The sequence below is a fragment of the Streptomyces sp. NPDC024632 genome (genome assembly GCF_055559175.1).
Map to the genome: position 1 here is coordinate 331,799 of NZ_JBVHLD010000006.1, position 25,147 is coordinate 356,945.

Below are 25,147 nucleotides of genomic sequence, written 5' to 3' on the forward strand. Positions count from 1 at the left end.
CGCAGTTCCCCGCGCCCCTGACGGGGCGCATCCCCCGGGGCGGGCGCTGGGCCGCGACAGCGGTGGCGCGGACGAAGAGCTGGCCTCGGAGGCGGCCGGGGCCCGGGGCCCCGGCAATAGCAGGTCCGGACGAGTTCGGGGAGGCTGTCCGGAAAGTCCCCCCGACAAGGGGACACCCGTTCTAGCGTTGCCCCCGGCGGGGGACTCGTTGAGATAGGGGGCACGATGGGGCAGTGGGAGCCGTTGGCGGAGCGGATTCCGGTGGATGTGCGGCGGCTGGCCGTGCAGTTACGCCGGATGAAGGACCGCGGCGGCCTGACGGTCCCGGCGCTGGCGGCGCGCACGGCGCAGTCCGCGGAGTCGTGGGAGAAGTACCTCAACGGCAGGCAACTGCCGCCGCTGGACGCGGTGGAGGTGCTGGCGCAGGCGAGCGGCGCGGACTACGACCGGGTCGGCGCGCTGTGGAAGCTGGCGGAGAAGGCCGCGACCGGCACCGGCGACAGGGGCCGGGGCAAACCCGTACCGCATCCCGATCCGCTGGACCCGCTGGGCGCGGAGGAGGGCCTGCCGGGCAACCGCCGTCGCAGGGCGCTGCTGTTCGGCACGGCGGGGGTGCTGGCGATCGGCGCGGCGGTGACGGTGCTGCTCGCGGCGGGCCCGAGCACCGGGCGGGCCCCGGCGCCCGAGGCGGCGCCGACGGTGACCGACCGGGCGGGCGCGCCGCTGACGCCGGGAGCGAAGGGCGCGGCGCCCCGTACGTCGCCCGGCACGGGCGGCACGCCGGGAAGAACCGCCCCCGCGGCCGAGCCCTCGGTGACGGTGATGACGGGCGACGGCTCCCCGTCCGCCGGTCCGCCGGGAACACCCGGTGCCACGGCCACCCACGGCGCGGGCCCCGGCAGCGCGCCGAGCGGCGGCGCTCCCGGCACCGTACCGACCGATACCGGGTCCCCTTCGGCGCCCGCCTCCGGAGGAACCGTTTCTCCTACGGATACGCCCACCGGTCCGGCGTCCCCGACCGCGACCGCCACCGGCCGCGGCGGCCTGTGCCTCGGCCTGCTCGTCGTCAACCTCTGCGTGGGCGGCCAGGGCTGAGACGCGCGGACCCGCGGCGCACCGCGCGGACCCGCGGCGCACCGCGCGGACCCGCGGCGCACCGCGCAAACCCGCGGACGCGGGTCCCGCGCGGCACGGGAACGTCACCCGGCGGCCTTCCCGGTGACCGGGGCCACACGCCCTCGCGTCACCGGCGGCGCCGCCGCGCGATAGCCTGACAGACGGCTCTCTTGACGACGAGAGAGTCACGTTCCGGGGCCGCTCGGGCCACTGCCGGGGCGGCAATGCCAGGTACCCGCAGGAAAAGGCCAGGAGAAGGCAATGACTCGCACCCCCGTCAACGTCACCGTCACCGGAGCGGCAGGCCAGATCGGCTACGCCCTCCTCTTCCGCATCGCCTCGGGCCACCTGCTCGGCGCGGACGTGCCGGTGAGGCTCCGTCTGCTGGAGATCCCCCAGGGCCTGAAGGCCGCGGAGGGGACCGCGATGGAGCTGGACGACGCCGCCTTCCCGCTCCTCCAGGGCATCGACATCACCGACGACCCGAACGTGGCCTTCGACGGCGCGAACGTCGCGCTGCTGGTCGGCGCCCGCCCCCGCACCAAGGGCATGGAGCGCGGCGACCTGCTGGAGGCCAACGGCGGCATCTTCAAGCCGCAGGGCAAGGCCATCAACGACCACGCGGCCGACGACATCAAGGTCCTGGTCGTCGGCAACCCGGCGAACACCAACGCGCTCATCGCGCAGTCCGCCGCCCCCGACGTACCGGCCGAGCGCTTCACCGCGATGACCCGCCTGGACCACAACCGCGCGGTCGCGCAGCTCGCGAAGAAGACCGGCGTGCCGGTCTCGGAGATCAAGCGGCTCACCATCTGGGGCAACCACTCGGCGACCCAGTACCCCGACATCTTCCACGCCGAGGTCGCGGGCAAGAACGCCGCCGAGGTCGTGAACGACGAGCAGTGGCTGGCCGACACCTTCATCCCGACCGTCGCCAAGCGCGGCGCCGCGATCATCGAAGCGCGTGGCGCGTCCTCCGCCGCCTCCGCCGCGTCGGCCGCCCTCGACCACGTCCACACCTGGGTCAACGGCACCGCGGAGGGCAACTGGACCTCCATGGGCATCGTCTCCGACGGCTCCTACGGCGTCCCGGCCGGTCTCATCTCGTCCTTCCCGGTCACCACGAAGAACGGCGCCTTCGAGATCGTCCAGGGCCTGGAGATCAACGAGTTCTCCCGCGCGCGCATCGACGCGTCCGTGAAGGAGCTGGAAGAGGAGCGCGCCGCCGTGCGCGAGCTGGGCCTCATCTGAGTCCCGCCTCTTTTCTGCCGGTAAGGGGTCCCGCCCTGGTGCGGGGCCCCTTACGTTTGCCCCATGGACGTCATCCTGCGCGAGGTACGCGACTCGGACCTGCCCGTCTTCTTCGTTCAGATGCAGGACCCCGAGGCGGTACGGATGGCCGCGTTCACCGCCGAGGACCCGTCGGACAGCGCCCGCTTCCACGCCCACTGGGCCCGCGTCCGCGCCACCCCCGGCGTCGTCAACCGCACGGTCGTCGCCGCCTCCGACGGTACGGTCGTCGGCCACGCCGCCGTCTACGGCCCGCCCGAGGAGCGCGAGGTCACGTACTGGATCGGCCGCGAGTTCTGGGGTCGCGGCGCCGCCACCGCCGCCCTCCGCCAACTCCTCGCCGTCGCCCCCGAACGCCCCCTGCACGCCCGCGCCGCCGCCGACAACCCCGGCTCGATCCGTGTCCTGCGCAAATGCGGCTTCCACCCCACCGGCACCGACCGCGGCTTCGCGAACGCCCGCGGTGAGGACATCGACGAGGTCCTGCTCACCCTCCCCGCCTGACCCCGACTCCCGTCTCCGCCGGCCCACTTACCCGGGCGACAGGACCTCGCACAGGCGGGAGAGGGCGCCGGAGAAGGCGTGGTCGGGGGGCGTGGCGTAGCCGATGACGAGGGAAGTGGGGGCGTGGGCGGTGGGGGCGCCGTAGACGGGGAGGCCGCTGAGGGCCAGGCCGAGGGCGTGGGCGCGGTCCACGAGGGCTTGCAACGGGCCGGTCTCCGGGGGGAGTTCGAGTACGGCGTGCAGGCCCGCGGCGATGCCGGAGACCCGGACGTGGGGGGCGTGTTCGGCCAGGGCCGCCACCAGGCGGTCGCGGCGGGCGCGGTAGTGCAGGCGCATGCGGCGTACGTGGCGGTCGTACGCGCCCGATCCGATGAATTCGGCGAGGGTCAACTGGTCGAGCACCGGCGAGTGGTGGTCGGCCATCCGCTTCTCGCGCACGACCGCGTCCAGCAGGTGCGGCGGCAGCGCGAGCCACGCCAGCCGCAGGCCAGGCGCGAGGCTCTTGCTGGCCGTGCCCGCGTACACGACGTGTCCGGGCGCGAGGCCCTGGAGGGCGCCGACGGGCTGCCGGTCGTAGCGGAACTCCCCGTCGTAGTCGTCCTCCAGGATCACCGCGCCGGTGCTCCGCGCCCACCCCGTGACGGCCGTCCGGCGCCCGGGGGAGAGCGGCACACCGGTCGGGAACTGGTGCGCGGGGGTCAGCAGCACCGCCTGCGCCGAGCCGTCCAGGCGGTCCACCCGCGCCCCGTCGCCGTCCACGTCCAGCGGCACCGTCTCAAGTCCCGCCGTGCGCAGCAGCGTTCGGGTGTCCGGGAAGCCCAGCGCCTCGACGGCGATCCGGCGGGCGCCCCGGCCGTACAGCGCGCGGGCCAGCAGACCGACGCCCTGCACGTACCCCGTGCAGATCATCAGGTGCTCCGGGTCGGTCCGCACCCCGCGCACCCGCGCGAGATACGTGCTCAGCGCCGCCCGCAACTCCGGCCGGCCGCGCGGGTCGGTGTACCCGAACGCCTCGTTCGGCGCCGCGGCCAGCGCCCGCCGCGCCGCCGCCGACCACGCGGCGCGCGGAAAGGACGACAGGTCGGGCGAGCCGGGCCACAGGCTGTACGGGAGGCCGGTCGCGTTGTCCGGCACCAGCTCGACCGGGGCGACGGGCGTACGGCGCACGGGGGCGCGCCCCGCCCGGCCGGGGACCGCGGCCGGGCGCGGCGCCACCGTCGTGCCCGAGCCCTGCCGCGCGGTCAGCCACCCCTCGGCGACGAGCTGCGCGTACGCGTCCGCGACCGTGTTGCGCGCGAGGCCCAGATCCCCGGCCAGCACCCGGCTGGACGGCAGGCGGGTACCGGGGGAGAGGCGGCCGTCGCGCACGGCCTCGCGCAGGGCCCGCTCAAGACCGGCCCGCGCGCCGCCGCCCGCCGCGGCCCGCGCGGCGGGGAGGTCGAGCAGCAGGTCGTAGTCGGCGGTGCGCTCACCGCGAGTGGCCCAGTCGTTCATGCTCCAAGTGGACCACGGCATGGAGCCACTTTCCTCCTACGGTGGAGGCATGACGACGACCGACGACACCGCTACCGTTCCCGCGCCCGCGTGCCGGATCGACCTCAACGACAAGTCCCCCGACTTCTACGCGGCCATGGCCGCCCTCGACAAGGCCGCCGCCCGCGGCCTCGACCCCGCCGTCCGCGAACTCGTCCGCGTCCGCGTCTCCCAGCTCAACGGCTGCGCCTACTGCGTCGACAAGCACAGCGCCGACGCCCGCGCCCTCGGCCTCACCGAGCAGAAGCTGTACGGCGTCACCGTCTGGCGCGAGACGCCCTTCTTCACCGCCCGCGAGCGCGCCGCCCTCGCCCTGGCCGAGGCCGTCACCCACCTCGGTGACCACGGCGTCCCCGACGCCGTCTTCGACGAGGCGGCCCGGCTCTTCGACGCCGACGAATTCCCCCGCCTCCTGGCCATGTGCGTCACCATGAACGCCTGGAACCGGATCGGCGTCTCCTGCCGGATGTCCCCGGCGGTCCGCGCGTAAGGCGCGGTACGGCCGCCTGTCAGGTCACGCGCCGGGCGGCGGTACGGCCGCCGGTCGCGTCACGCGCCGGGGTGGCGCGCCGCGTCGAGCAGGGAATGCGCGCCCCGCGCGACGAGTTCCGCGGCCAATTCCCTTCCGAGCCTTTCCGGCCGCTGCGCCGGACCGCTGACGGTGGCGGAAATCTGCGTCCTGCCGTCGAGAGACGTGACCTGTCCGAACAGCCGCAGATTTCCGGCCGGGTCCAATTCGGCGTAACCCCCGACCGGAACGCTGCACCCGCCGTGCAATTCGGCGAGGAACGCGCGTTCGGCGCGGACCCGCGCGTCGACGGAGGCGTCACCGGCGCAGGCGAGCAGGTCGCGTACGGCGGTGTCGTCCGCGCGGATCTGGATGCCGAGGGCGCCCTGGCCCGGACTCGGCGGGAAGAGGTCGAGCGGCAGCACCTCGCTCACAGCGCCGTCGAGACCGAGGCGGCGCAGGCCCGCCAGGGCCAGCACGACCGCGTCCAGCCCCTCGGTCGCCAGCTTCTCCAGGCGCGGCGGTACGTTGCCGCGAATCGGCACGATCCGCACGTCAGGGCGTACGGCGAGGAGCTGGCCGATCCGGCGGGCCGCCCCCGTACCGACCCTGGCCCCCTCCGGCAGCCCGGCGAGCGTCGCCCCGCACAGCGCGTCGGCCACGTCCTCCCGCCCCGGCGGCGGCAACAGCGTCAGGCCCGGCGGATTCGACGTCGGCAGGTCCTTGAGGGAGTGGACGACCACATCCACGTCACCGCGTGCCAGCGCGGCCTCCTGCTCGGTGCTGAACGCCGAACCGCCGCTCACCGCCGACACGTTGGCCAGCGGTGAGCGCCGGTCGCGGTCGCCGCCCTCCACGATCACCCGATGCGTGAAGGTCACCTCGGGAAACCGCTCCCTCAACGGCGCCAGATATTCACGCACTTGTGCCCTGGCGAGGTCGCTCCCGCGCGATCCGACAATGCAACGGCCCTGTTTCACATTCGCCAATTGCCCATGCCTCCAAGCGTTTCCGCTTCACCCTAAACCCGGCCGCCACCTCCTTTTGCACACACGTTGTCGGCAATACCGCGCGCCAGTGGACCGACAGGGGACCGGCCGTCAACCGGCCGTGGAGCGGCCGTCAACGGGCGGTGCCTCAGAAGCCGATGGGCTCGCGGAGCAGCAGTACGGTGCCGCGCCCCGGCACGTACTCCGCGTTGAGGACCAGGAGCCGGTTCACGGTGCTCGGCCAGCCGTGCACCTCCATGGTCCTGGCGCTCTCCAGCGGCAGGCAGTGCTCCTCCACCCGGCGCAGCGCCGTCTCCAGGTCCGGCACGACCTTCTGCGCGCCCACCACCCAGATCGCGCGCCCCGCCCCGCCCGCGTACCCGGGCAACTGGCTCCCGCTGCCCGACGCGATCACCAGCGACCCCGTCTCGGTGACGGCGGCGACGCTCCCGACGCTGACGTCCGGAGCGGCCAGCGCCCGCCGGATCGCGTCCGCCTCGCTCGCCCGGTCCATGGCCAGAACGCGCGGCTTGACCGCCTCGTACCGCCCGCTCCCGTTGATGTCCTCCTCGATCCCGGACAGCCGCAGCGTCTCGCTGGCCCCGGTGAACACGCTCGCGCCCGGCGGGATCAGCTCGCCCACCCGGACCCGCGCGGCGGCCACGTCGTCGAGGATCTCCGCGTCGAAGCCGTGCAGCACCAGAGCCTCCGCCGCCCGCTCCAGCCGCTCCGCCGCCACCGCTTCCGTGAACGCGACGGCCGATGTCCGCGTACCCATGATCACTCCCGGCTTTCTGCCCGACCTGACGAATCAGCGCACCGCCCGTGGGTGGGCGGTGCGCTGATGTGTCGCACGGAAGCGGCCGAATGTGACCGACGGGGCCGGCTTACGGCCGAAGCACGGCCGAAGCGCGGCAGGAGTCGCGGCCGGGCCGACCCCGCAGCGCCGTTACAGCCGCGTCGCGGCCTTGGCGGACTGCTGGTGCGGGACGGCCGAGAGGCCCTCACGGCCGAAGGGGTACTCGCGCATCTTGCGCCAGACGCCGTCCTCGCCCTGCTCGTAGAGGGCGAAGCTGATCGCGGTCCAGGCGGCGGAGAAGGTGGCGAGCTCGGACTGGGCCAGGTCCATGGCGGGGTCGGGGATGCCGTGGGCGACCGTGACGTGCGGGTGGTACGGGAACTGGAGCTCGCGGGAGACGGGTCCCGAGCGGACCTGCTCCTGGAGCTGGGCGCAGGCGTCGCCGCCGTCGGCGAGGCGGACGTAGACCACGGGGGAGAGCGGCCGGAAGGTGTCCGTGCCGTGCAGCCGCATCAGGAAGGGGCGGCCGTCGGCGGCGATCTGCGCGAGGTGGCGGCGCAGCGCCGGAAGCGCGCCGCAGTCGACCTCGGTGGGCGGCAGCAGCGTGACATGGGTGGGGATCGCGTACGCCGCCGGATCGCCGAAACCGGCGCGCCGCTCCTGGAGCAGGCGCCCGTACGGCTCCGGGACCGCGATGGACACGCCGATCGTGGTGGTCGTGGAGGTCCCCACTGCGCTCACCCCTTTCCCCGTTCAGCCGGCCGCGTGGTCACCCCCGCGCGATGACCCCGCATGGTCATACAGCCATCATGCGGGACAATCATGCGAGAGCAGAAAAATCGTCCTCGGTACCGCCCCGTACCGTACTCAGTGCTTGGCGGGCAGGAACCCGACCCGGTCGTACGCCCCGGCCAGCGTCTCCGCCGCCACGGCGCGCGCCTTCTCGGCACCCTTCGCCAGCACCGCGTCCAACGTCTCCGGGTCCCCCAGATACTCCTGCGTACGCTCACGGAACGGTGTGACCCACTCCACGAAGATCTCCGCGAGGTCGGTCTTCAGCGCACCGTAGCCCTTGCCCTCGTACCGCTCCTCGAGTTCCGGAATTCCGGTACCGGTGAGCGCGGAGTGAATCGTGAGCAGATTGCTGATGCCCGGCTTGTCTTTTTCGTCATATTTGACGACCGTGCCGGTGTCCGTCACCGCGCTGCGGAACTTCTTCGCCGACGTCTTCGGCTCGTCCAGCAGATTGACCAGGCCCTTCGGCGACGCCGCCGACTTGCTCATCTTGGCCGTCGGGTCCTGGAGGTCGTAGATCTTCGCGACCTCCCGCACGATGTGCGGCGCCGGGATGGTGAAGGTCGGGCCGAAGCGCGTGTTGAACCGCTCCGCCAGGTCGCGGGTCAGCTCGATGTGCTGCCGCTGGTCCTCGCCGACCGGCACCGCGTCCGCCTGGTACAGCAGGATGTCCGCGACCTGGAGGATCGGATACGTGAACAGGCCGACCGTCGAGCGGTCCGCGCCCTGCTTGGCCGACTTGTCCTTGAACTGCGTCATCCGGGACGCCTCACCGAAGCCGGTCAGGCAGTTCATCACCCAGCCGAGCTGGGCGTGCTCGGGCACATGGCTCTGGATGAACAGCGTGCAGCGGTCCGGGTCGAGCCCGGCGGCCAGGAGCTGGGCGGCGGCCAGCCGCGTGTTCGCCCGCAGCTCGGCCGGGTCCTGCGGCACGGTGATCGCGTGCAGGTCGACCACCATGTAGAAGGCGTCGTGCGTCTCCTGGAGCGCCACGTACTGGCGGATCGCCCCCAGGTAGTTCCCCAGGTGGAACGAACCGGCGGTGGGCTGGATACCGGAAAGCGCGCGCGGGCGATCTGTTGCCATGTCCATCATTCTCTCAGGTGGTGACCCCGCTCCCATACCCCTGGTGGACACCACTGGCCGCCGTCGGTGAGGTTTCGCCGTGATCGCGGCGAGCGACGATAGAAAGGGGCGTCACCCCGCCCCTTCGCCCTGGCCTCCGACGTACAACGAACGGAGAACGCACGTGACCACCACCACCGCAGGTCCTTCCGGCACCGCAGGTACCACCGGCACCACCGGTGAGCGGATCGCCGCCGCCGAGGCGCACAGCGCGCACAATTACCACCCGCTCCCCGTCGTGGTCGCCACGGCCGAAGGCGCGTGGATGACCGACGTCGAGGGCCGCCGCTACCTCGACATGCTCGCGGGCTACTCGGCGCTGAACTTCGGCCACGCCAACCCCCGGCTGATCGCGGCGGCCAAGGCGCAGCTCGACCGGGTCACGCTGACCTCCCGCGCCTTCCACCACGACCGCTTCGCGGACTTCTGTACGCGGCTCGCCGAGCTGTGCGGCATGGAGATGGTGCTGCCGATGAACACCGGCGCCGAAGCGGTGGAGACCGCCGTGAAAACGGCGCGCAAGTGGGGCTACCGGGTCAAGGGCGTACCGGACGGCCGGGCCAGGATCGTCGTCGCGGCCGGCAACTTCCACGGGCGCACCACCACGATCGTCAGCTTCTCCACCGACCCCGAGGCGCGGGCGGACTTCGGCCCGTACACCCCCGGCTTCGTGACCGTCCCCTACGGCGACCTCGCCGCGCTCGAAGCGGCCGTGGACGACGAGACCGTCGCCGTGCTGCTGGAGCCGATCCAGGGCGAGGCGGGCGTCCTCGTGCCGCCGCCCGGCTATCTCGCCGGGGTGCGCCGGGTCACCGCCGAGCGCGGGGCGCTCTTCATCGCCGACGAGATCCAGTCCGGCCTCGGCAGGACCGGCCGCACCTTCGCCTGCGAGCACGAGGACGTCGTCCCCGACATGTACGTCCTCGGCAAGGCGCTCGGCGGCGGCGTCGTGCCCGTCTCGGCCGTGGTCTCCTCCCGCGACGTCCTCGGCGTCTACCGGCCCGGCGAACACGGGTCCACCTTCGGCGGGAACCCGCTGGCCTGCGCCGTCGGGCTCGAAGTCCTCGCCATGCTGCGCACCGGGGAGTACCAGGAGCGCGCCGCCGAACTCGGTGACCACCTGCACCGCGAGCTCGCCCTCCTCACCGGCTCCGGCAAGGTCACCGAGGTGCGCGGGCGCGGGCTGTGGGCCGGGGTCGACATCGATCCCGCCGTGGGGACCGGCCGCGAGATCTCCGAGCGGCTCATGGCGCTCGGGGTTCTCGCCAAGGACACCCACGGCAGCACCATTCGGCTGGCGCCGCCGCTCACCATCTCCAAGGACGACCTCGACTGGGGCCTCACCCAACTCCGCACGGTCCTCTCCGCCTGACCTTCCCCCCCTCCCGCCGGCGGGGGGCGGCTCCCTCCACTCCGGACCACCGGCCGGTGGGGGCTGGCCGCTCAGTTCCCCGCGCCCCTGACGGGGCGGGCCGGTTTTTTAGGGGCGCGGGGAACTGCGCGCTCAGCCATATTGCTGCCGCAGGTCACCACCGGGCCCGGAGGGGCGATTCGGTGGGCTTCGGGCTACCGGCCCGGTGGGGGCTGGCCGCGCAGTTCCCCGCGCCCCTGACGGGGTGGGCCGGTTTTTTGGGGGCGCGGGGAACTGCGCGACGCGCCACGACGGGCGTGCGGGGCACCACCGGGCCCGGAGGGGCGATTCGGGGGGCTTGCGGCCACCGGCCGGTGGGAAGGGACGGCTCGCCGTCCGCGGCGGAGGAAGCGCTCGGGGCGGGGCCCGGGGTGCTGGACGCCCTAGAGTCAGTGGCGTGCTTCTGGGAATGGTGTGTGCGCTGGGCGCGGCCGTGTGTTTCGGGGTGGCGTCCGTGCTGCAAGCGGTGGCGGCGCGGGCGGCGGCGGAGCCGGGCGGAGGCTCGGGCTCGGCGGTCGACGCGCGGCTGCTGGGCAGGGCCCTGCGCGAGTGGCGCTACGTGGCGGGCCTGGGCCTCGACGGCGTGGGCTTCGCGCTGGAACTGGTCGCGCTGAGGTCGCTGCCGATCTACGCGGTGGGCGCGGCCCTGGCGGCGAGCCTGGCCGTCACGGCGGTCGCGGCGGCGCGGCTGCTGGACACGCGGCTGTCGCCGCGCGAGTGGGGCGCGGTCGCGGCGGTGTGCGGCGGCCTGGCGCTGCTGGGCATGGCCTCGGGCAGCGAGGGGGCAGGCGCGGACCACGGCGGCACGGCGCTGCGCTGGGGCACGCTGGCCACGGCCCTCGCCGTCCTCGCGGCGGGCACGGCGGCCGGCCGCCTCCCCGAACGCTCCCGCGCGGCGGCGCTGGGCCTCGGCGCGGGCCTCGGCTTCGGCGTGGTCGAGGTCGCCGTCCGCGTCATCGACGGCATGACCCCGGTGGCGCTGCTCACCAACCCGGCCGTGTACGGCCTCCTCGTCGGCGGCGGAGCCGCCTTCCTGCTGCTGACCTCCGCCCTCCAGCGCGGCTCGGTGACGGCCGCCACCGCGGGCATGGTCATCGGCGAGACCGTCGGCCCCGCGCTCGTCGGCGTCCTGGCCCTCGGCGACCGCACCCGCCACGGCTGGGCCCCGGTCGCGGTCGCGGGCTTCGCCCTCGCGGTCGTCGGCGCCCTGGCCCTGGCCCGCTTCGGCGAGGTCGCCCCACCGGGGGAGGACGCGGAGAACACGACGGACGAGGCGACCCCCAGCCGCCTGTGAGCGGGGGTACGGACGCTCAGCCCGCCGCGCGCGGCGTCAGCGGAGCCGTCAGCGTACGGAGATCGATCGCGTTCGCCATCGCGCGGTAACCGGCGTCGTTGGGATGCAGGTGGTCGCCGCTGTCGTAGGCGGGGGACAGGCGGTGCGGCCGGGCGGGGTCGCGCAGCGCGGCGGACAGGTCGAAGACGGCGTCGAAGGCGTGGCCGCCGAGCATCCAGCGGTTGACGGTCTCGCGGGTCCGCTCACCGGCGGGGGTGTAGGGGCGGGAGCCCTGGAAGGGCGGCAGGGTCGCGCCGTAGATCCGTACGCCCGCCGCGTGCGCCTGGCGGATGAGGGTGCGGTAGGCGTCGATGAGGTCGGCCGCGGCGAGGTGCCCGTGCGGGCCGCGGTCGACGCTGATGTCGTTGATGCCCTCCAGCAGGACCACGGCCGTGACGCCGGGCTGGCCGAGGGCGTCGTGGGCGAAGCGGTGCAGGGCGCTGGTGCCGAAGCGGGTGCCGGTGTCGGTGAGCACCCGGTTGCCGCTCAGGCCCGCGTCCACGACGCCGAGGAGCGGGCCGCCCGGCCGGTCGCGCAGCCGCCGGGCGAGGACGTCGGGCCAGCGGGCGTTGGCCGACGTGCTGGAACCCGCGCCGTCCGTGAGGGAGTCGCCGAAGGCGACCAGGGTGCCGCGGGCGGTGGCGGACTCGACGTCGAGACCGCTGAGGTAGTACCAGACCCCGTTCGAGACGGGGTAGTGCGCGGTGGTGTCGGCGGCGGCGAAGTCGCCGGGCGCCGAGTAGTACGTGGTCTCGGCGGCTAGCCAGTGCCGCCCCGACGCGCCCGCGTCACCGGGGAAGTAGATGCTGACCAGCAGATTCTCGTCCGCGTTGACGGTCATCGCGAGGGGGTCGGTCGCCGCGTCCCGCCCCGCCGGGACCGTCGTGGCGCCCGCCCCGGAGAACGTCGCGGTGTGATGCGTGCCGGGTACGGCGTCCCCGCCGTGCGCCTGGACGGCCACGTCCACGGCCCCGACCGGCAGCGGCCCGGTCCCGTACCGGTTCGACAGCCGCACGCGTACGCCCGTCCCGCCGATCGTCGGGTGCACGACCATGCGGACCGTGCGGTGGCGGACCCGCCGGCCGCCGCCCGCCAGCGCCGCCGTCCACGCGCCGACCCGGGTGAGCACGGGCCTGGGCGGGGCCGCGCTCTGCACGGCCGACCTGGCGCCGGTCCCGGACAGCCCCGCGACGACGAAGACGGAGCTGACGACGAACGCGAAGGCCACGACCGGCGGGGTCAGCCACCGCAGCCGCCGACCCCGAAGTCCTCTCCCGTCAGCGGGAGTCGCCCCCATGGCCCCCTCCTCCGGAACGCGGTGTCACCGTCTGTGGAGCGTACGACACGGCCGCCCGCCGCCGACGGCGCGCGCGGCGGAGCCGGTGCCGGGTCAGACCGGCAGGCGGCGGAAGAGCGGCCTCGGGACGTGCCGCAGGGCCGACATGACCACGCGCAGGGTGCCGGGCACCCAGACCGTTTCGCTGCGGCGGCGCAGCCCGGTCTCGATGGCGACCGCGACGGCCTCGGGGGTGGTGGCCAGCGGGGCCTCCTCGCGCCCCGCGGTCATCTTGGTGCGGACGAAGCCGGGGCGGACGATCATGACGTGCACGCCGGCCCCGTGCAGGGCGTCGCCGAGGCCCTGGGCGAAGGCGTCGAGCCCGGCCTTGCTGCTGCCGTAGATGAAGTTGGCGCGGCGGGCGCGCTCGCCGGCCACGGAGGACAGCACGACCAGCGAGCCGTGGCCCTGGGACTGGAGGGCGCCCGCGCAGACCAGGGAGGCGGAGACGGCGCCGGTGTAGTTGACCTGGGCGACGTGGACGGCCGAGAGCGGTTCCTGCTCGTCGCGGGCCTGGTCGCCGAGGACGCCGAAGGCGAGCAGCACCATGTCGATGTCGCCCTCGGTGAAGAGCTTGCCGAGGACCTCCTCGTGCGAGGCGGGGTCGAGGGCGTCGAAGCCGACCGCGTGGACGTCGGCGCCGAGCGCGCGCAACTGCGTCGCGGCGGCGTCCAGCGCCTCGGAGGGGCGGCCCGCGAGATAGACGGTACGGGTGCGGCGGGCGATGAGGCGGCGGGCGGTGGCCAGCGCGATCTCGGAGGTGCCGCCGAGGATCAGCAGGGACTGGGGGGCGCCGAACGCGTCCTTCACGGGAAGCTCCTTCGAGGCTGTGGCGGCGGGCCCTAGAGGGCCAGGCGGCGGGCGAGGTCGGACGTGATCACGCCGCGCGGGTCGTACGTGGCGCGCAGGGTGCGGAAGTCGTCGAGGCGCGGGTACATCCGGGCCAGGAGTTCGGGCCGCAGCCGCGCGTCCTTGGCGAGGTAGACCCGGCCGCCCGCCTCCGCGACCTCCTCGTCCAGCTCGTCGAGGAACGCGCCGAGGCCGGGGAGCGCGGCGGGGATGTCGAGGGCGAGGGTCCAGCCCGCCATCGGGAAGGAGAGCCAGCCGGGGTCGCCCTCGCCGAAGCGCTTGAGCACGGCGAGGAAGGACGGGCAGCCGCGGGCGCCGATCCGTCCGACGATGCGCCGCAGCGCCTCCTCCTGGCCGTGGCCGACGACGAACTGGTACTGGACGAAGCCGCTGCGGCCGTAGATCCGGTTCCAGTGCGGCAGCCCGTCCAGCGGGTGGAAGAAGGTGGACAGGCGCTGGAGTTCGCCGCGCCGCTCGCGCGGGGCCCTGCGGTACCAGAACTCGTTGAACAGGCCGACGCTGGTGCGGCCGAGCAGGCCCTCGGGGACGAAGCGCGGGGCGGCGGGCAGCCGTCCGGGGCGGAAGGCGAGCGGGTCGCGGCGGGCGCGGGACGTGGCGGGCAGCGCGTCGAGCGGGGCGTGGTCGCCGCGGGTGAGGACGGCGCGGCCGGTCTTCGCGCCGCGCGCGAGCAGGTCGATCCAGGCCACCGAGTAGCGGTACGTGTCGTCGGTCGCGGTCAGCCGCGCCATCAGGTCGTCCAGGTCGGTGGCGCGTTCGGTGTCCACGGTCATCAACGACGTCTGGACCGGCAGGAGCTGGAGGGTCGCGGCCAGGATGACGCCGGTCAGGCCCATGCCGCCGGCCGTCGCCCAGAACAGGCCCGGCTCGTCCTCGGGCGTGACCAGCCGGGTCTCGCCGTCACCGGTGAGCAGTTCGATGGCGCGCACATGGCGGGAGAAGGACCCGGAGCCGTGGTGGTTCTTGCCGTGGATGTCCGCGCCGATCGCGCCGCCGACCGTCACATAGCGGGTGCCGGGCGTGACGGGCACGAACCAGCCGAGCGGCAGCAGCACCTCCATCAGGCGGTGCAGCGAGACGCCCGCGTCGCACACGACCAGGCCGTTGACGGCGTCGATCTCGTGGACGCGGTCGAGTCCGGTCATGTCCAGGACGGCGCCGCCCGCGTTCTGCGCCGCGTCCCCGTAGGCCCGGCCCAGGCCCCGCGCGATGGCGCCGCGGCCGTCGCTGCCGGTGACCGCCGCGACGGCCGCCTCGTACGTCAGGGGGCGCAGGACGCGGGCGGTGGTGGGGGCGGTGCGGCCCCAGCCGGTGACCGGGCCGACGCGGCTGGGGAGGTCGGCGGGGCCGGAGCCGCGATCGAGGGGGGCGTCGGTGGGGTCGGCCGAGGCGTCGGCGGCGGTGCGGCCCTCGCCGGTGACGGGGACGGTCGTCGCGGAGGGTACAGGCATGTCCGTGACCGTAGCGCTCTGAGTGGTGCGAAAGATCACGAATAGTGCGTTATGCGGCTTTTCTCACTGAAAAGGGTGAGTGGTGGTGCGTGAGGAGTCGTCGCGCACGGTAAGCACTCGGGGTCCAAGTGTGATGACCCGACAATTCGCCCAGGTGGGGCGGCCGGTCGCCCAGCTGTGGCGGCCCCGGGTCACGAGCCGTCGCTGCGAGGGAGTACCGACCAGTGCGCTACCCCGACTCCGCCGCGGAACGCGCGGACCACCACCTGCTGGCCGCGCTGCGCCGCCGCGGCACCGACCCCCGCGTCGCGGGCGCGGCCCGCGCGCTGTCCTGGGCGGGCGAGCACGGCGCGGTCTGGCTGGCCGCCGGTCTCGCCGGCGCCTGCGCCGACCCCGGCCGCCGCGGCGCCTGGCTGCGCGCCACCACACTGGTCGGCGCGGCCCACGCGGCGAGCATGGGCGTCAAACGGGTCGTCCGCCGCCCCCGCCCGGTGCTGCCGGACGCCGAACCGCTGGTCCGCACCGCCGGACGGCACAGCTTCCCCAGCTCGCACGCCACCTCGGCCGCCGCGGCCGTCGTCGCCTTCGGGGCACTGATGCCCCGTACGCCGTTCGCCGCGCCGCTCCCGCCGCTCGCCGCCGCCATGTGCGTGTCCCGGATGGTCGTCGGCGTCCACTACCCGAGCGACGTGGCCTGCGGCGCGCTGCTCGGCGCCGTCACCGCCCGGCTCGGCCGGAACTGGGCCCTGCGCGGAGGGCGGCCGTCATGACGGAACGCACCGCCGCGCGGGCCGTCATGACGGAACGCACCGCCGCGCTCATCGACGACGTACCGGCGACCGCCGTCCCCTCGGCCGGACGCTTCCCGCCCCCGGTCTCCGTACGGGGCCTGCCCGCCGGTCTGGTGCGGACCGCCCGGCCCCGGCAGTGGGTCAAGAACGTCCTCGTGCTGGCCGCGCCGCTGGCCGCCGGACGCCTGCTGTCCGCGCACGCCGTACTCCAGCTCGCCGTCGTCTTCGTGCTCTTCACCGGCTGCTCCGCCGCCGTCTATCTGATCAACGACGCCCGCGACGCCGACGCCGACCGTGCCCACCCCGTCAAGTGCCGCCGCCCGGTGGCCTGCGGACAGGTCCCGGTGCCGGTCGCGTACGCCGCGGGCGGCGCCCTCGCGGTCCTCGCGCCCGCGGCGGCCGGGGTGCTCTGCAACCCGGACACGGCCGGGTTGCTCGCCGGATACGTGGTCATGCAGCTCGCCTACTGCGTGTGGCTCAAGCACATGCTGGTCGTCGACCTCGTCATCGTCACCACCGGCTTCCTGATGCGCGCCATGGCGGGCGGCCTCGCCCTCGGCATCGACCTGTCCCGCTGGTTCCTGATCACCTCGGGCTTCGGCGCGCTGTTCATGGTCGCCGCCAAGCGCTACTCCGAACTCGTCCTGATGTCGCGGCTCGCCGAACGGGCCACGGCGGCGGCCCCCGCGGCCCCGACGGTCGGACCCCAGCCGGACGCCACCGCCCCGGCGGCCCCCGCGCCGCCCGAGGACTCGGAGGGCTCCGAGGTCGGCGCCTCCCGCGCCCTCCTCGGCGCGTACACCACCGGCTACCTGCGCTTCGTCTGGCAGCTCGCCGCGGGCGGCGCCGTACTCGCCTACTGCCTGTGGTCGATGGAGACCGGCGCCTCGCCCAACGGCTGGCTCCCCTGGCGGCAGCTCTCGATGATCCCCTTCATCCTCTCCGTCCTGCGCTACGCCGTCTTCGCCGACGCGGGCTCCGCGGGCGCCCCCGAGGACGTCGTCCTGCGCGACCGCGCCCTGGTCGTCATCGCCCTGGCCTGGGTCGTCCTCTACGTCCTGGCGGCGGTCAACCGGTGAGGGCGCGCTCCCCTCGGGGCCTCAGCTCGGAAGTCCTCGGCTTCGCCCTCGCGGGCGGCGCCGCGTACGCCGCCGACCTCGGGCTGTTCGTCTGGCTGCGCGGCCCCGGCGGGTTCGGGCCGATCGGGGCGAAGGCGCTGTCGTTCCTCGCCGGGTGCACGGTGGCGTATCTCGGCAACGCGCTGGGGACCTACCGGGGCCGGACCCCGGCGGTCGGCAGGGCGCGGCAGTACGGGGTCTTCTTCGCGGTGAACGTGGCGGGCGCGCTCGTGCAGTTGGGCTGTCTGGGCGTATCCCACTACGTGCTCGGGCTGGCCAGTGCGCGCGCCGATGTCGTGTCGGGCGCGGGGATCGGCATGGCTCTCGCGACCGCGCTGCGCTTCTGGGGAACCCGCACCTTCGTGTTCCGCGGGACTGCGCGGGCCGGGGGAGGGTAGGCCCCCCGGTATGGACTGGTTGACAAGGTTGCCCTGGATCGGCCCGCGCATCGCCGCGGCGATGCGGACACACGGCTGGCGCGCCTTCGCGCACCTCCAGACCGTCCACTGGACGCGGCTGGCCGCCGCGATGACCTTCACCAGCTTCCTCTCGCTCTTCCCGCTGCTCGCGGTCGTCGCGGCGATCGGCGCCGCGCTGCTGTCGCAGCATCAGCTCGACACCCTCCAGCACAAGATCTCCGACCAGATCCCCGGCATCGCCGACCAGCTCGACATCAACGGCCTGGTCGCCAACGCCGGGACCATCGGCGGGATCGCCGGTGCCGCGCTGCTCTTCACCGGTATCGGCTGGGTCGGCTCGCTGCGCGACTGCCTGCGCGCGGTCTGGGACAAGGACGACGAGGAGCGCAACCCCGTCGTCGCCAAACTGGTCGACGGCGGCATCCTGCTCGGCCTCGGCGCGGCGGCCCTGCTCTCGCTCGCCGCCTCCGGCTTCGCGACCGCGGCCGTCGACTGGACCGTCCACAAGGCCGGGCTCGCCGACCACGGCCCCGGCCGCGCGCTGCTGACCGTCCTCGGCTTCTGCATCGCCGTCCTGGCCGACTTCCTGATCCTGACCTACCTGCTGACGCTGCTGCCGGGCGTCGAACCGTCGCGCCGCGCCGTGGTCCAGGCGGCGTTCATCGGCGCGGTCGGCTTCGAACTGCTGAAGGTGCTGCTCAGCGGCTACCTCCAGGGCGTCGCGGGCAAGAACGTGTACGGCGCCTTCGGTACGCCGGTCGCCCTGCTGCTCTGGATCAACTTCATGGCGAAACTGCTGCTGTACTGCGCCGCGTGGACGGCGACGCCCAGGCACGCGCCGCCGCCCGAGAAGGACGGCGAGGACGGCGGGGACGGTGGAGGCGGCGACGCCGCCGGGGAACCGGGGGAAGGTGTCGAGACCGTGGAGGTCGTCGAGGTGATCGAGGTCCACGGGGCCACGCGGGCCCCGGAGTCCGTCAGCCCTTCCGGCGCCGGGAACGGCGGTCGGGACCGGACGCCGGACCGGACGCCCGATCGGGATCGGGATCGGGATCAGGGCCAGGATCAGGATCAGGGTCAGCACCGGGACGCGGAGCGGGATCAGGACGCGGGGCAGGATGAGGACCACCGCCGGCCGGGGACGGCAGCGGGCGGAGCTTCCGTACCACGATGAACGCCACGGCCAGGACGAGCAGGGAACCGGCGGCGACGCCCAGCGCCGTCCACAGGCCGTCGTGGGAGGAACCGGCCGTCGCGGAGGCGGTGGCCGGTCCCTTGTCGCCCTCGGGCGCCTTCGTCGTGGCGGTCGGCGGCGGCAGTTGGCTCAGCGGCGGGACCAGTGTGCCGACCGGCTTGACCGTAGGGGCGGCCTTGAAGCCCCAGTCCAGCAGCGAGGCGGCCTCGCGGTAGACCAGGTCGTGCTCGGCCTTCGGCGTCATGACGGTGACCAGCAGCGTACGGCCGTCGCGCTGCGCGACCCCGGTGAAGGTGGCGCCCGCGTTGGTGGTGTTGCCGTTCTTGACGCCCGCGATGCCGGGGTAGGGGGACAGGCCGTAGTCGCCGCTGAGCAGCCGGTTGGTGTTCTGGATGCCGAACGACTCGCGCTTCTTGGTGGTCTTGCCGGTCTTCTTGTTCTTGTCGACCTTCCACTCGCCGGGGAACTGCGCGCTCACCGTCGAGCAGTACTCGCGGAAGTCGGCGTTCTGGAGCCCCGAGCGGGCGAAGAGCGTGAGGTCGTACGCGCTGCTGACCTGCCCGCGCTCGTCGTAGCCGTCGGGCGTGACCACATGCGTGTCGGCCGCCTGCAACTCCTTGGCCCGCGCGTTCATGTCCGCGACGGTCTGGGCGACGCCGCCGTTCATGGCGGACAGCACGTGCACCGCGTCGTTGCCCGAGCGCAGGAAGACACCGAGCCACAGGTCGTGGACGGTGTAGGTCAGATTCTCCTTGATGCCGACGAGGCTGCTGCCCTCGCCCATGCCCTGGAGGTCGCTCGGCAGCACCTTGCGCACGGTGTTCTTCGGGAACTTCGGCAGCACCGTGTCGGCGAACAGCATCTTCAGGGTGCTGGCCGGGGGGAGCCGCCAGTGCGCGTTGTGCGCGGCGTAGATCTCGCCGGTCTTGGCGTCCGCCACGATCCAGGACTTCGCCGTCAGCTTCGCGGGCAGCGCGGGCGCGCCCTGTCCCGGGTCCACCTGCGTGCCCGGCACGCCCAGCCGGTCGCCGCCCACCGTGGACATGTGCTCGGGCGGTCTCGGCGCGGGCTTGGTGCCGGCGGCCGGAGCCGCGCTCGCGGCCCCCGTCAGGACGGTGCCGCCGAGCAGCGCGGCGACGGCGGACACGGCGAGAACGGCCAGGGCGGAACGGTGCGGCGCGGTGCGGCGCGCGGCGGTCGTAGGCATGGGCACCCGAGGAAACGTACATGTCCTTTCCTGGCCGCCGCGCCCCCGGGTGCGGGCCGTCCGCCGTGACGATCCGCACGTCCCGCGCGGGGAACCGGCCACCCCCGTCGGCCCTCCTACCGGGGGGCCCGCACATACTGGGACGCATGAAGCTCAGTCGGCGCGTGTCCTGGTTCCTGGTCGCTTTCGGTGTGTGGTCGTGGATCGTCTGGGTCACCTTTGTCAAGAATTTGTGGAAGGACACCAGCGGTCTGGCCTTCCACGACGGCGACCACGGATCGCCCACCGCCTACTTCTGGATCCACCTCACGCTCGCGATCGTCTCCTTCCTCCTCGGCACCGCCATCGCGGCCCTCGGCGCGCGGAGCCTGCGGGCGCTGCGCCGCGAGGCGGCGCAGGCCGGTCCGGCCGACCCGGCGGAGGCGACCGCCCCGACTAGCCCGGCTGCCCCGGCTGCCCCGGCTGATCGGGAGTCGGCCGACTCGACGGTGTGACCGCGGTGCGGCCGATCGTCGGGAGGATGAAGTCCTGGATGAGGGACTTGGCGTCGCGGACGACGGGGCGGAAGACCCGGTAGCGGGACAGGCCGATGACGCGGGCCGCCACGGGGGTGGAGCGGTGCACGAACTCGCGGGTCCGCGCGGTGTCGGGGGTGCGGTCGAAGACCCAGTAGAGGACGACGACCATGAGGTGCAGCCAGAGCAGTTCGGGGAGCAGCTCGGCGAGTTCGGAGTCGAGCTTGGGGGCGAGGTCGGAGCCGGACAGCACGTCGCGGAAGAGTTCGACGGCGGTGGCGCGGGCCGGGTGCGACTCGTTCGAGAACGGGCTGAGCGAGCTGTCCGGGTCGGCGGCCGTGCGGAAGAACTGGGCGGCGAATTCGTGGTACTCGGCCGCGGTGTCCAGCCAGGACGCGAGCGTGATCTCCAGGCGCTCCGCGAAGTCGGTCACCCCGCGCATGCGCACCCGGGCGTCGGCCGCGTGGTCGTGCGTCATCCGGTCGTAGAACCCCTGGATCAGGAATTCCTTGGACTGGAAGTAGTAGTAGGCGTTCCCGACCGAGACGCCCGCCTCCTGGGCGATGGCGCGCATCGTGGTCTTGTCGTAGCCGCGCTCGCGGAACAGCCGCATCGCGGTCTCCAGGATCACCGCGCGGGTCTGCTCGCTCTTGCCGGTCTTGGGCCGGGCCCGGCCGCCGGGCAGTTCCTCGCCCAGGCCGGGGCCCGGCTCCGCCGCCGGACCCGTGGCCGCGGGCTCCGGCTGGTCTGTCACGTGCTCCACCCGGGTGAGCCTATCCGTCGCCCGCACAGCCGTCGGCGCAGTCCGCGCCCCGGCCGCGCCGCGGGTCGGCCGGCGGTGCGGACGGCGGTGCCGGCGGGGCGCCCGGGTCGCTCTGCGTCCAGCCGGTCGCCTTGTCGTAGATCCAGCCGGGTACGGACCTGACCGGCGCGGGGCCGGGCGCGCCCGCCGCGTTGCGCCCGGGGAACCAGGTCGGGGCCGCGGCCGAACGCTGCTTGCTCTCGCGGTACTTGGCCGCGGTCAGCACCGCCGCGCGGGCGAGCCTGCGGCCCGCGGGGGTGGCCAGGGTGTGCGAGAAGGCGCGGTGGTCGGCGAGCGCCCACAGGCACACCACCCAGGCGGAGTCGCCCCGGTAGAGCTGGCCCGCGTCGCCGACGACGGTGATCTCGCGCCCGGTCGCCGCGTGGTCGAGGCCGGGGAAGCGGTGCATGGCCTCGGGGGAGCCGACCGGCACCATGTCGAGTCTGACGAGCTGCCGCTGCCGGACGAGCCAGTCCCGTACGAAGGCGCACAGCCGGCAGGCGGGGTCGTACAGCACGGTGAGCCGCCGTACGGGCGGGCGGGGCGTACGCGCCACGGGCCGCGCCGTCGGCCGGTCGGGCCGCGCGGTCACCGCGCTCTGCGTGAGGCGCGTCATGTCACACCCCGGCCGGGGTCGGGCCGTTCGGCTTCGTCCAGCCGTCGCTGTCCACCGGCGGGTACTGCTCGCGCTCCATCAGCCCGCGCCGCCGGATCTTGTTGAGCACGTAGACGTTGCCGAGGTGCATCACGCCGAGCACCAGCAGCACGACGCCGAGCTTGACCGACAGCGCCTCGAACAGGCCGCGCGCGTTGTCGACGGCGTCGGCCGACTTCAGGTAGAGGGCGACGAAGCCGAGGTTCACCAGATAGAAGCCGACCACCAGGAGGTGGTTGACGGCGTCGGCGAGCTTCTCGTCGCCGTGCAGCACGTCGGCGAGGAAGATCCGGCCGTTGCTGCTGAGGGTACGGGCCACCCAGACGGTCAGGCCGATGCTGACGGCCAGATAGATCACATACGCGAGGACGGTCAGGTCCATAGCGGGTCCACCCCTTGTTTGAACGTGTTCAAACCTGCTGACGCGACGACTCTAGACCCGGTTTTGAACATGTTCAAGGCCGGTGCTCCGGGCATACGGAAGGGCCCGGCTCCGAAGGTTCGGAACCGGGCCCTGACGACGGGCGCCGCCGGGGGAGCGGCGGCGCCCGGCCGCGGTCAGTCCTGCGAATAACTCAGCTCCAGATCGACGTCACCGTCCCCCTCGCCGCCGTCGTCCGGGACCCGGACGGTGGCGGGGAAGGGCGGATAGCCCATGGTCAGCAGCGTGTACCGGCCGGGGTAGAGATTGCCGAAGGCGTACGAGCCGTCCTTGCCGGTCCGCGTCTCCGCCACCTCGTGGCCGTCCGCGTCGTGCAGCACGACCCGCGCGTCCTCGACCGGCTGGCCGTCCGCGCGCCGCACCGTACCGGTCAGCGCACCCGTCCCCGTGAGGCGCAGATCACACTCCACCGGGCGGTCGGAGGCCAGCACGCTCGCCGTCTGCGGGTGGTGTCCCGGCGCGTTGGCGACCAGGACGTACGAGCCCGCGCGCGGTGTCGGCAGAGCGAAGGCGCCCTTGTCGTCCGCCGCCGCGCGGCCCACCTGGCGGCCGTCCGCCGCGATCAGCGTCAGCTCCGAGCGCGGCACCGGCAGCCCGGCGGCGCCCGTGACCCGGCCGCGTACGGCGGGCCCGGAGACGATGTCCGTACCGGCCCCGGCGGCCATCAGCGTGCCCGTCGGCGCGCCTGCCGCGGGGCCGTCGTCCTCGGCCGGCTCCACCGCCAGGTGCGGCAGCCGCTTGTCCAGCCACGCGGGCAGCCACCAGTTGGAGGTGCCGAACATGTGCATCAGCGACGGCACCAGCACCGTCCGCAGGATGAACGCGTCCAGCGCGACCGCGCCCGCCAGGCCGATGCCGAACATCGCCAGCACCCGCTCGCCGCTGAGCACGAAGGCGCCGAAGACGCAGATCATGATGACCGCCGCCGAGTTGATCACCCGGCTGGTCTCGGCGAGCCCGACCCGTACCGCCCGCGCGTTGTCCTTGGTGTGCACCCACTCCTCGTGCATCCGGCTGACCAGGAAGACCTGGTAGTCCATCGACAGGCCGAAGAGCAGCGAGAGCATGATGACCGGCAGGAAGGCGTCGATCGGCCCCTCGCGCCCGGCCAGCGAACCGCCCCAGCCCCACTGGAAGCAGGCCACCAGCACCCCGAAGGAGGCCGCCGCCGCGATCAGGTTCATCGCGGCGGCCGTCAGCGGCACCACCAGGCTGCGGAAGGCGACCAGCAGGAGCAGGAAGCCCAGCACGATGATCACGCCGATGAACAGCGGCAGCTTGTTGAACAGGACCGTCGCGAAGTCCTCGAAGATCGCGGTCTGGCCGCCGACGTACGCCCGCATCGTGCTGCCCCGCTCGGCGGTCGGGACGACGTCGTCGCGCAGGTGGTCGATCAGGTCGGAGGTCGCCTTGTCCTGCGGCGAGGTGGTCGGCACCGCCTGGATGAACGCCACCTTGTCGCCCGGCTTCATCGGCAGGGCGGCGGCGTACGCGATGCCGTCGGTGTCCTTCAACGTCGTGACCAGGCCGTTCAGCGCGGTCCTGTCCGCGCCGGTCGGCACCTCGGCGAGGATCGTCAACGGCCCGTTGAAACCGGGGCCGAAGCCGTCCGCGAGCATGTCGTACGCCTTGCGGGTGGTGGTCGTCGTCGGGTTGTTGCCCTGGTCGGAGGAGCCCAGGCGCAGGCCGAGCGCCGGGATCGCCAAGGTGGCCATCACGGCCACCGCCGCCACCGCGAGCACCCGCGGGTGCCGCTGGAGGAACGACGACCAGCGCGCCGCCGCGCCCGTCGCGACCTCCGGCTGCGGTCCCTCGGCCGCCAGCGCGCGGCGCTGCCTGCGGCTGAGCACCCGCATGCCCAGCAGGCCGAGCAGCGCGGGCAGCAGCGTCATCGCGGCGGCGACCGTGATGACGACGGTCAGCGCCGCCGCGACGGCCACACCGTCGAGGAAGGTCAGCCGCAGCGTGAACATGCCCAGCAGCGCGATGCAGACCGTGCCGCCCGCGAACAGCACGGCGCGGCCCGAGGTGTTGAGCGCGGTGACCGCCGCGTCCTCGGGGCTCTTCCCGCGCAGGATTCCCTTGCGGTGCCTGGTCACGATGAACAGCGCGTAGTCGATGCCGACGCCCAGACCCACCAGCGTCGCGAGCTGCGGCGAGAAGTCCGCCACGTCCATGCCGTGGCTGAGGATGATGATCGCCGACGACGAGATGCCGATGCCGAACAGCGCCGTCACGATCGGCAGCAGCATCCCGAACAGCGAGCCCAGCGCCAGGAACAGCACCACGGCCGCCGCCGCGATGCCGACGCCCTCGGCGAGGCCCGGCAGCGGCTGCTCCGCCTGCGCGGGCTTGTTGCCGCCGACCTCGACCCTCAGGCCCTTGGCCGCCGCGTGGTGCGCGGTGTCGATCAGCTTCTGCGCCTGGTCGTCGGAGAGGTCACCGCCGAGCTTGGTGTACGTCACCGTCGCGTACGCCGTACGGCCGTCCTTGCTGATCTGCGCCGCGCCCGCCGGGTCGTACGGGCTGACGACCTGCCCGACGTCCTTCTGCCGGGCGATGTCCGCCAGCGCCGGGTCGAGCCGCGCCCGTACCGAAGCGTCGCGCACCGTACCGGAGTCGACGTGCCACACCACCGTGTCGGCCTCGCCGGACCGCTCGGGCACCACCTGGTCCATCAGGTCCAGGACCTTGGTGGACTCGGTGCCCTTGAGCGAGAACGCGTTGGAGTAGCCGCTGCCGAGCGCGTTGCCCACCGCGCCGACGCACAGCAGCGCCGCCAGCCAGAACGACATCACCAGCCATTTGTGCCGAAAACACCATCGAGCCACAACGGCCACGACCACATCCCCCATCAACGAGCGTTCCACGACCGACGAGTTGACCAACGGGACCGCGCACTCACCGACGGACCCGCGGACTGACCAACGAGCCTCTTCAGCCTCC

General features: G+C 73.6%; 23 protein-coding genes and 1 pseudogene. 11 read left to right on the plus strand and 13 right to left on the minus strand.

From position 1 onward, the window contains the following. Positions 1 to 225 precede the first annotated feature (225 nt). From ACZ37P_RS15335 to ACZ37P_RS15345, 3 genes are all read left to right on the plus strand, one after another. Positions 226 to 1,095: a helix-turn-helix domain-containing protein gene (locus ACZ37P_RS15335; protein WP_467346769.1), complete on the plus strand. Its 870-nt coding sequence runs from the start codon at positions 226 to 228 to the stop codon at positions 1,093 to 1,095. 282 nt (positions 1,096 to 1,377) lie between these two features. Next, on the plus strand, positions 1,378 to 2,367 hold the full coding sequence (locus tag ACZ37P_RS15340; protein ID WP_355336849.1) for a malate dehydrogenase: 990 nt from the start codon (positions 1,378 to 1,380) through the stop codon (positions 2,365 to 2,367). 63 nt (positions 2,368 to 2,430) lie between these two features. Then, on the plus strand, positions 2,431 to 2,910 hold the full coding sequence (locus ACZ37P_RS15345; protein ID WP_391050479.1) for a GNAT family N-acetyltransferase: 480 nt from the start codon (positions 2,431 to 2,433) through the stop codon (positions 2,908 to 2,910). Between the two features lie 27 nt (positions 2,911 to 2,937). Here ACZ37P_RS15345 and pdxR read toward each other — a convergent pair whose 3' ends face one another. Beyond that, entirely contained in the window at positions 2,938 to 4,425 is a 1,488-nt protein-coding gene (pdxR, locus tag ACZ37P_RS15350) for a MocR-like pyridoxine biosynthesis transcription factor PdxR (protein WP_467346771.1), read from the minus strand. 28 nt (positions 4,426 to 4,453) lie between these two features. On the opposite strand from pdxR, the gene ACZ37P_RS15355 reads away from it, so the two are divergent. After that, positions 4,454 to 4,933 (plus strand): carboxymuconolactone decarboxylase family protein, encoded by a 480-nt coding sequence (locus tag ACZ37P_RS15355; protein WP_467346773.1) that lies wholly within the window; start codon positions 4,454 to 4,456, stop codon positions 4,931 to 4,933. 59 nt (positions 4,934 to 4,992) lie between these two features. Here the strand turns inward: ACZ37P_RS15355 and hemC are convergent, their stop codons facing one another. The 4 genes from hemC to trpS form a co-directional block, all read right to left on the minus strand. Beyond that, positions 4,993 to 5,931: a hydroxymethylbilane synthase gene (gene hemC / locus ACZ37P_RS15360; protein ID WP_401309518.1), complete on the minus strand. Its 939-nt coding sequence runs from the start codon at positions 5,929 to 5,931 to the stop codon at positions 4,993 to 4,995. 157 nt (positions 5,932 to 6,088) lie between these two features. Further along, positions 6,089 to 6,718, minus strand: a complete 630-nt coding sequence (locus tag ACZ37P_RS15365) for an LUD domain-containing protein (protein ID WP_355336853.1) — start codon at positions 6,716 to 6,718, stop codon at positions 6,089 to 6,091. Between the two features lie 171 nt (positions 6,719 to 6,889). Beyond that, a complete protein-coding gene (locus ACZ37P_RS15370; protein ID WP_467346775.1) occupies positions 6,890 to 7,471 on the minus strand; it encodes a 2'-5' RNA ligase family protein in 582 nt (193 codons plus the stop codon). Between the two features lie 135 nt (positions 7,472 to 7,606). Next, the gene (gene trpS, locus ACZ37P_RS15375) at positions 7,607 to 8,620 is read right to left on the minus strand and encodes a tryptophan--tRNA ligase (protein ID WP_391050482.1); all 1,014 of its coding nucleotides are present in this window, start codon (positions 8,618 to 8,620) and stop codon (positions 7,607 to 7,609) included. A 226-nt stretch (positions 8,621 to 8,846) separates the two neighbouring features. On the opposite strand from trpS, the gene rocD reads away from it, so the two are divergent. After that, a complete protein-coding gene (rocD, locus tag ACZ37P_RS15380; RefSeq protein ID WP_355337199.1) occupies positions 8,847 to 10,031 on the plus strand; it encodes an ornithine--oxo-acid transaminase in 1,185 nt (394 codons plus the stop codon). 448 nt (positions 10,032 to 10,479) lie between these two features. Next, complete coding sequence (locus ACZ37P_RS15385; protein WP_355337201.1) at positions 10,480 to 11,364, plus strand: DMT family protein; 885 nt, start codon at positions 10,480 to 10,482, stop codon at positions 11,362 to 11,364. A gap of 16 nt (positions 11,365 to 11,380) precedes the next feature. On the opposite strand, the gene ACZ37P_RS15390 is transcribed toward ACZ37P_RS15385, so the two are convergent. The 3 genes from ACZ37P_RS15390 to ACZ37P_RS15400 form a co-directional block, all read right to left on the minus strand. Further along, positions 11,381 to 12,700, minus strand: coding sequence for an SGNH/GDSL hydrolase family protein (locus tag ACZ37P_RS15390; protein WP_467346777.1), 1,320 nt, complete (start codon positions 12,698 to 12,700; stop codon positions 11,381 to 11,383). A 93-nt stretch (positions 12,701 to 12,793) separates the two neighbouring features. After that, positions 12,794 to 13,549, minus strand: a complete 756-nt coding sequence (locus tag ACZ37P_RS15395) for a decaprenylphospho-beta-D-erythro-pentofuranosid-2-ulose 2-reductase (protein ID WP_355336857.1) — start codon at positions 13,547 to 13,549, stop codon at positions 12,794 to 12,796. 32 nt (positions 13,550 to 13,581) lie between these two features. Then, the gene (locus ACZ37P_RS15400) at positions 13,582 to 15,057 is read right to left on the minus strand and encodes an FAD-binding oxidoreductase (RefSeq protein ID WP_467346778.1); all 1,476 of its coding nucleotides are present in this window, start codon (positions 15,055 to 15,057) and stop codon (positions 13,582 to 13,584) included. Between the two features lie 224 nt (positions 15,058 to 15,281). Here ACZ37P_RS15400 and ACZ37P_RS15405 point away from each other — a divergent pair, with 224 nt between their 5' ends. From ACZ37P_RS15405 to ACZ37P_RS15420, 4 genes and pseudogenes are all read left to right on the plus strand, one after another. After that, positions 15,282 to 15,827, plus strand: a complete 546-nt coding sequence (locus tag ACZ37P_RS15405) for a phosphatase PAP2 family protein (RefSeq protein ID WP_355336859.1) — start codon at positions 15,282 to 15,284, stop codon at positions 15,825 to 15,827. Positions 15,828 to 15,853: 26 nt separating this feature from the next. Next, positions 15,854 to 16,927 (plus strand): decaprenyl-phosphate phosphoribosyltransferase, encoded by a 1,074-nt coding sequence (locus ACZ37P_RS15410; protein WP_391050486.1) that lies wholly within the window; start codon positions 15,854 to 15,856, stop codon positions 16,925 to 16,927. Then, complete coding sequence (locus ACZ37P_RS15415) at positions 16,924 to 17,364, plus strand: GtrA family protein (RefSeq protein WP_355336861.1); 441 nt, start codon at positions 16,924 to 16,926, stop codon at positions 17,362 to 17,364. Before ACZ37P_RS15410 ends, ACZ37P_RS15415 begins: the two co-directional genes overlap by 4 nt. A 10-nt stretch (positions 17,365 to 17,374) precedes the next feature. Beyond that, positions 17,375 to 18,292: pseudogene (locus ACZ37P_RS15420) on the plus strand (YihY/virulence factor BrkB family protein); the annotation flags it as partial. Between the two features lie 70 nt (positions 18,293 to 18,362). On the opposite strand, the gene ACZ37P_RS15425 reads toward ACZ37P_RS15420, so the two are convergent. Next, positions 18,363 to 19,787: a D-alanyl-D-alanine carboxypeptidase family protein gene (locus ACZ37P_RS15425; RefSeq protein WP_467346780.1), complete on the minus strand. Its 1,425-nt coding sequence runs from the start codon at positions 19,785 to 19,787 to the stop codon at positions 18,363 to 18,365. Positions 19,788 to 19,933: 146 nt separating this feature from the next. Here ACZ37P_RS15425 and ACZ37P_RS15430 point away from each other — a divergent pair, with 146 nt between their 5' ends. Beyond that, a complete protein-coding gene (locus ACZ37P_RS15430) occupies positions 19,934 to 20,281 on the plus strand; it encodes an SCO4848 family membrane protein (RefSeq protein ID WP_467346781.1) in 348 nt (115 codons plus the stop codon). On the opposite strand, the gene ACZ37P_RS15435 is transcribed toward ACZ37P_RS15430, so the two are convergent. The 4 genes from ACZ37P_RS15435 to ACZ37P_RS15450 all read right to left on the minus strand — a co-directional run bounded on the left by ACZ37P_RS15435 (position 20,223) and on the right by ACZ37P_RS15450 (position 24,996). Then, complete coding sequence (locus tag ACZ37P_RS15435; protein WP_467346783.1) at positions 20,223 to 21,065, minus strand: TetR/AcrR family transcriptional regulator; 843 nt, start codon at positions 21,063 to 21,065, stop codon at positions 20,223 to 20,225. The two genes, ACZ37P_RS15430 and ACZ37P_RS15435, sit on opposite strands and share 59 nt — an antisense overlap. 10 nt (positions 21,066 to 21,075) lie before the next feature. Continuing rightward, the gene (locus tag ACZ37P_RS15440) at positions 21,076 to 21,720 is read right to left on the minus strand and encodes a thiol-disulfide oxidoreductase DCC family protein (RefSeq protein WP_467346785.1); all 645 of its coding nucleotides are present in this window, start codon (positions 21,718 to 21,720) and stop codon (positions 21,076 to 21,078) included. A 1-nt stretch (position 21,721) separates the two neighbouring features. Continuing rightward, positions 21,722 to 22,141, minus strand: a complete 420-nt coding sequence (locus ACZ37P_RS15445; protein WP_391050490.1) for a hypothetical protein — start codon at positions 22,139 to 22,141, stop codon at positions 21,722 to 21,724. A 176-nt stretch (positions 22,142 to 22,317) separates the two neighbouring features. After that, positions 22,318 to 24,996 carry an MMPL family transporter gene (locus ACZ37P_RS15450; RefSeq protein WP_467346787.1) on the minus strand — a complete coding sequence of 893 codons (2,679 nt, stop codon included), beginning with the start codon at positions 24,994 to 24,996 and terminating at the stop codon, positions 22,318 to 22,320. Positions 24,997 to 25,147: the final 151 nt, after the last annotated feature.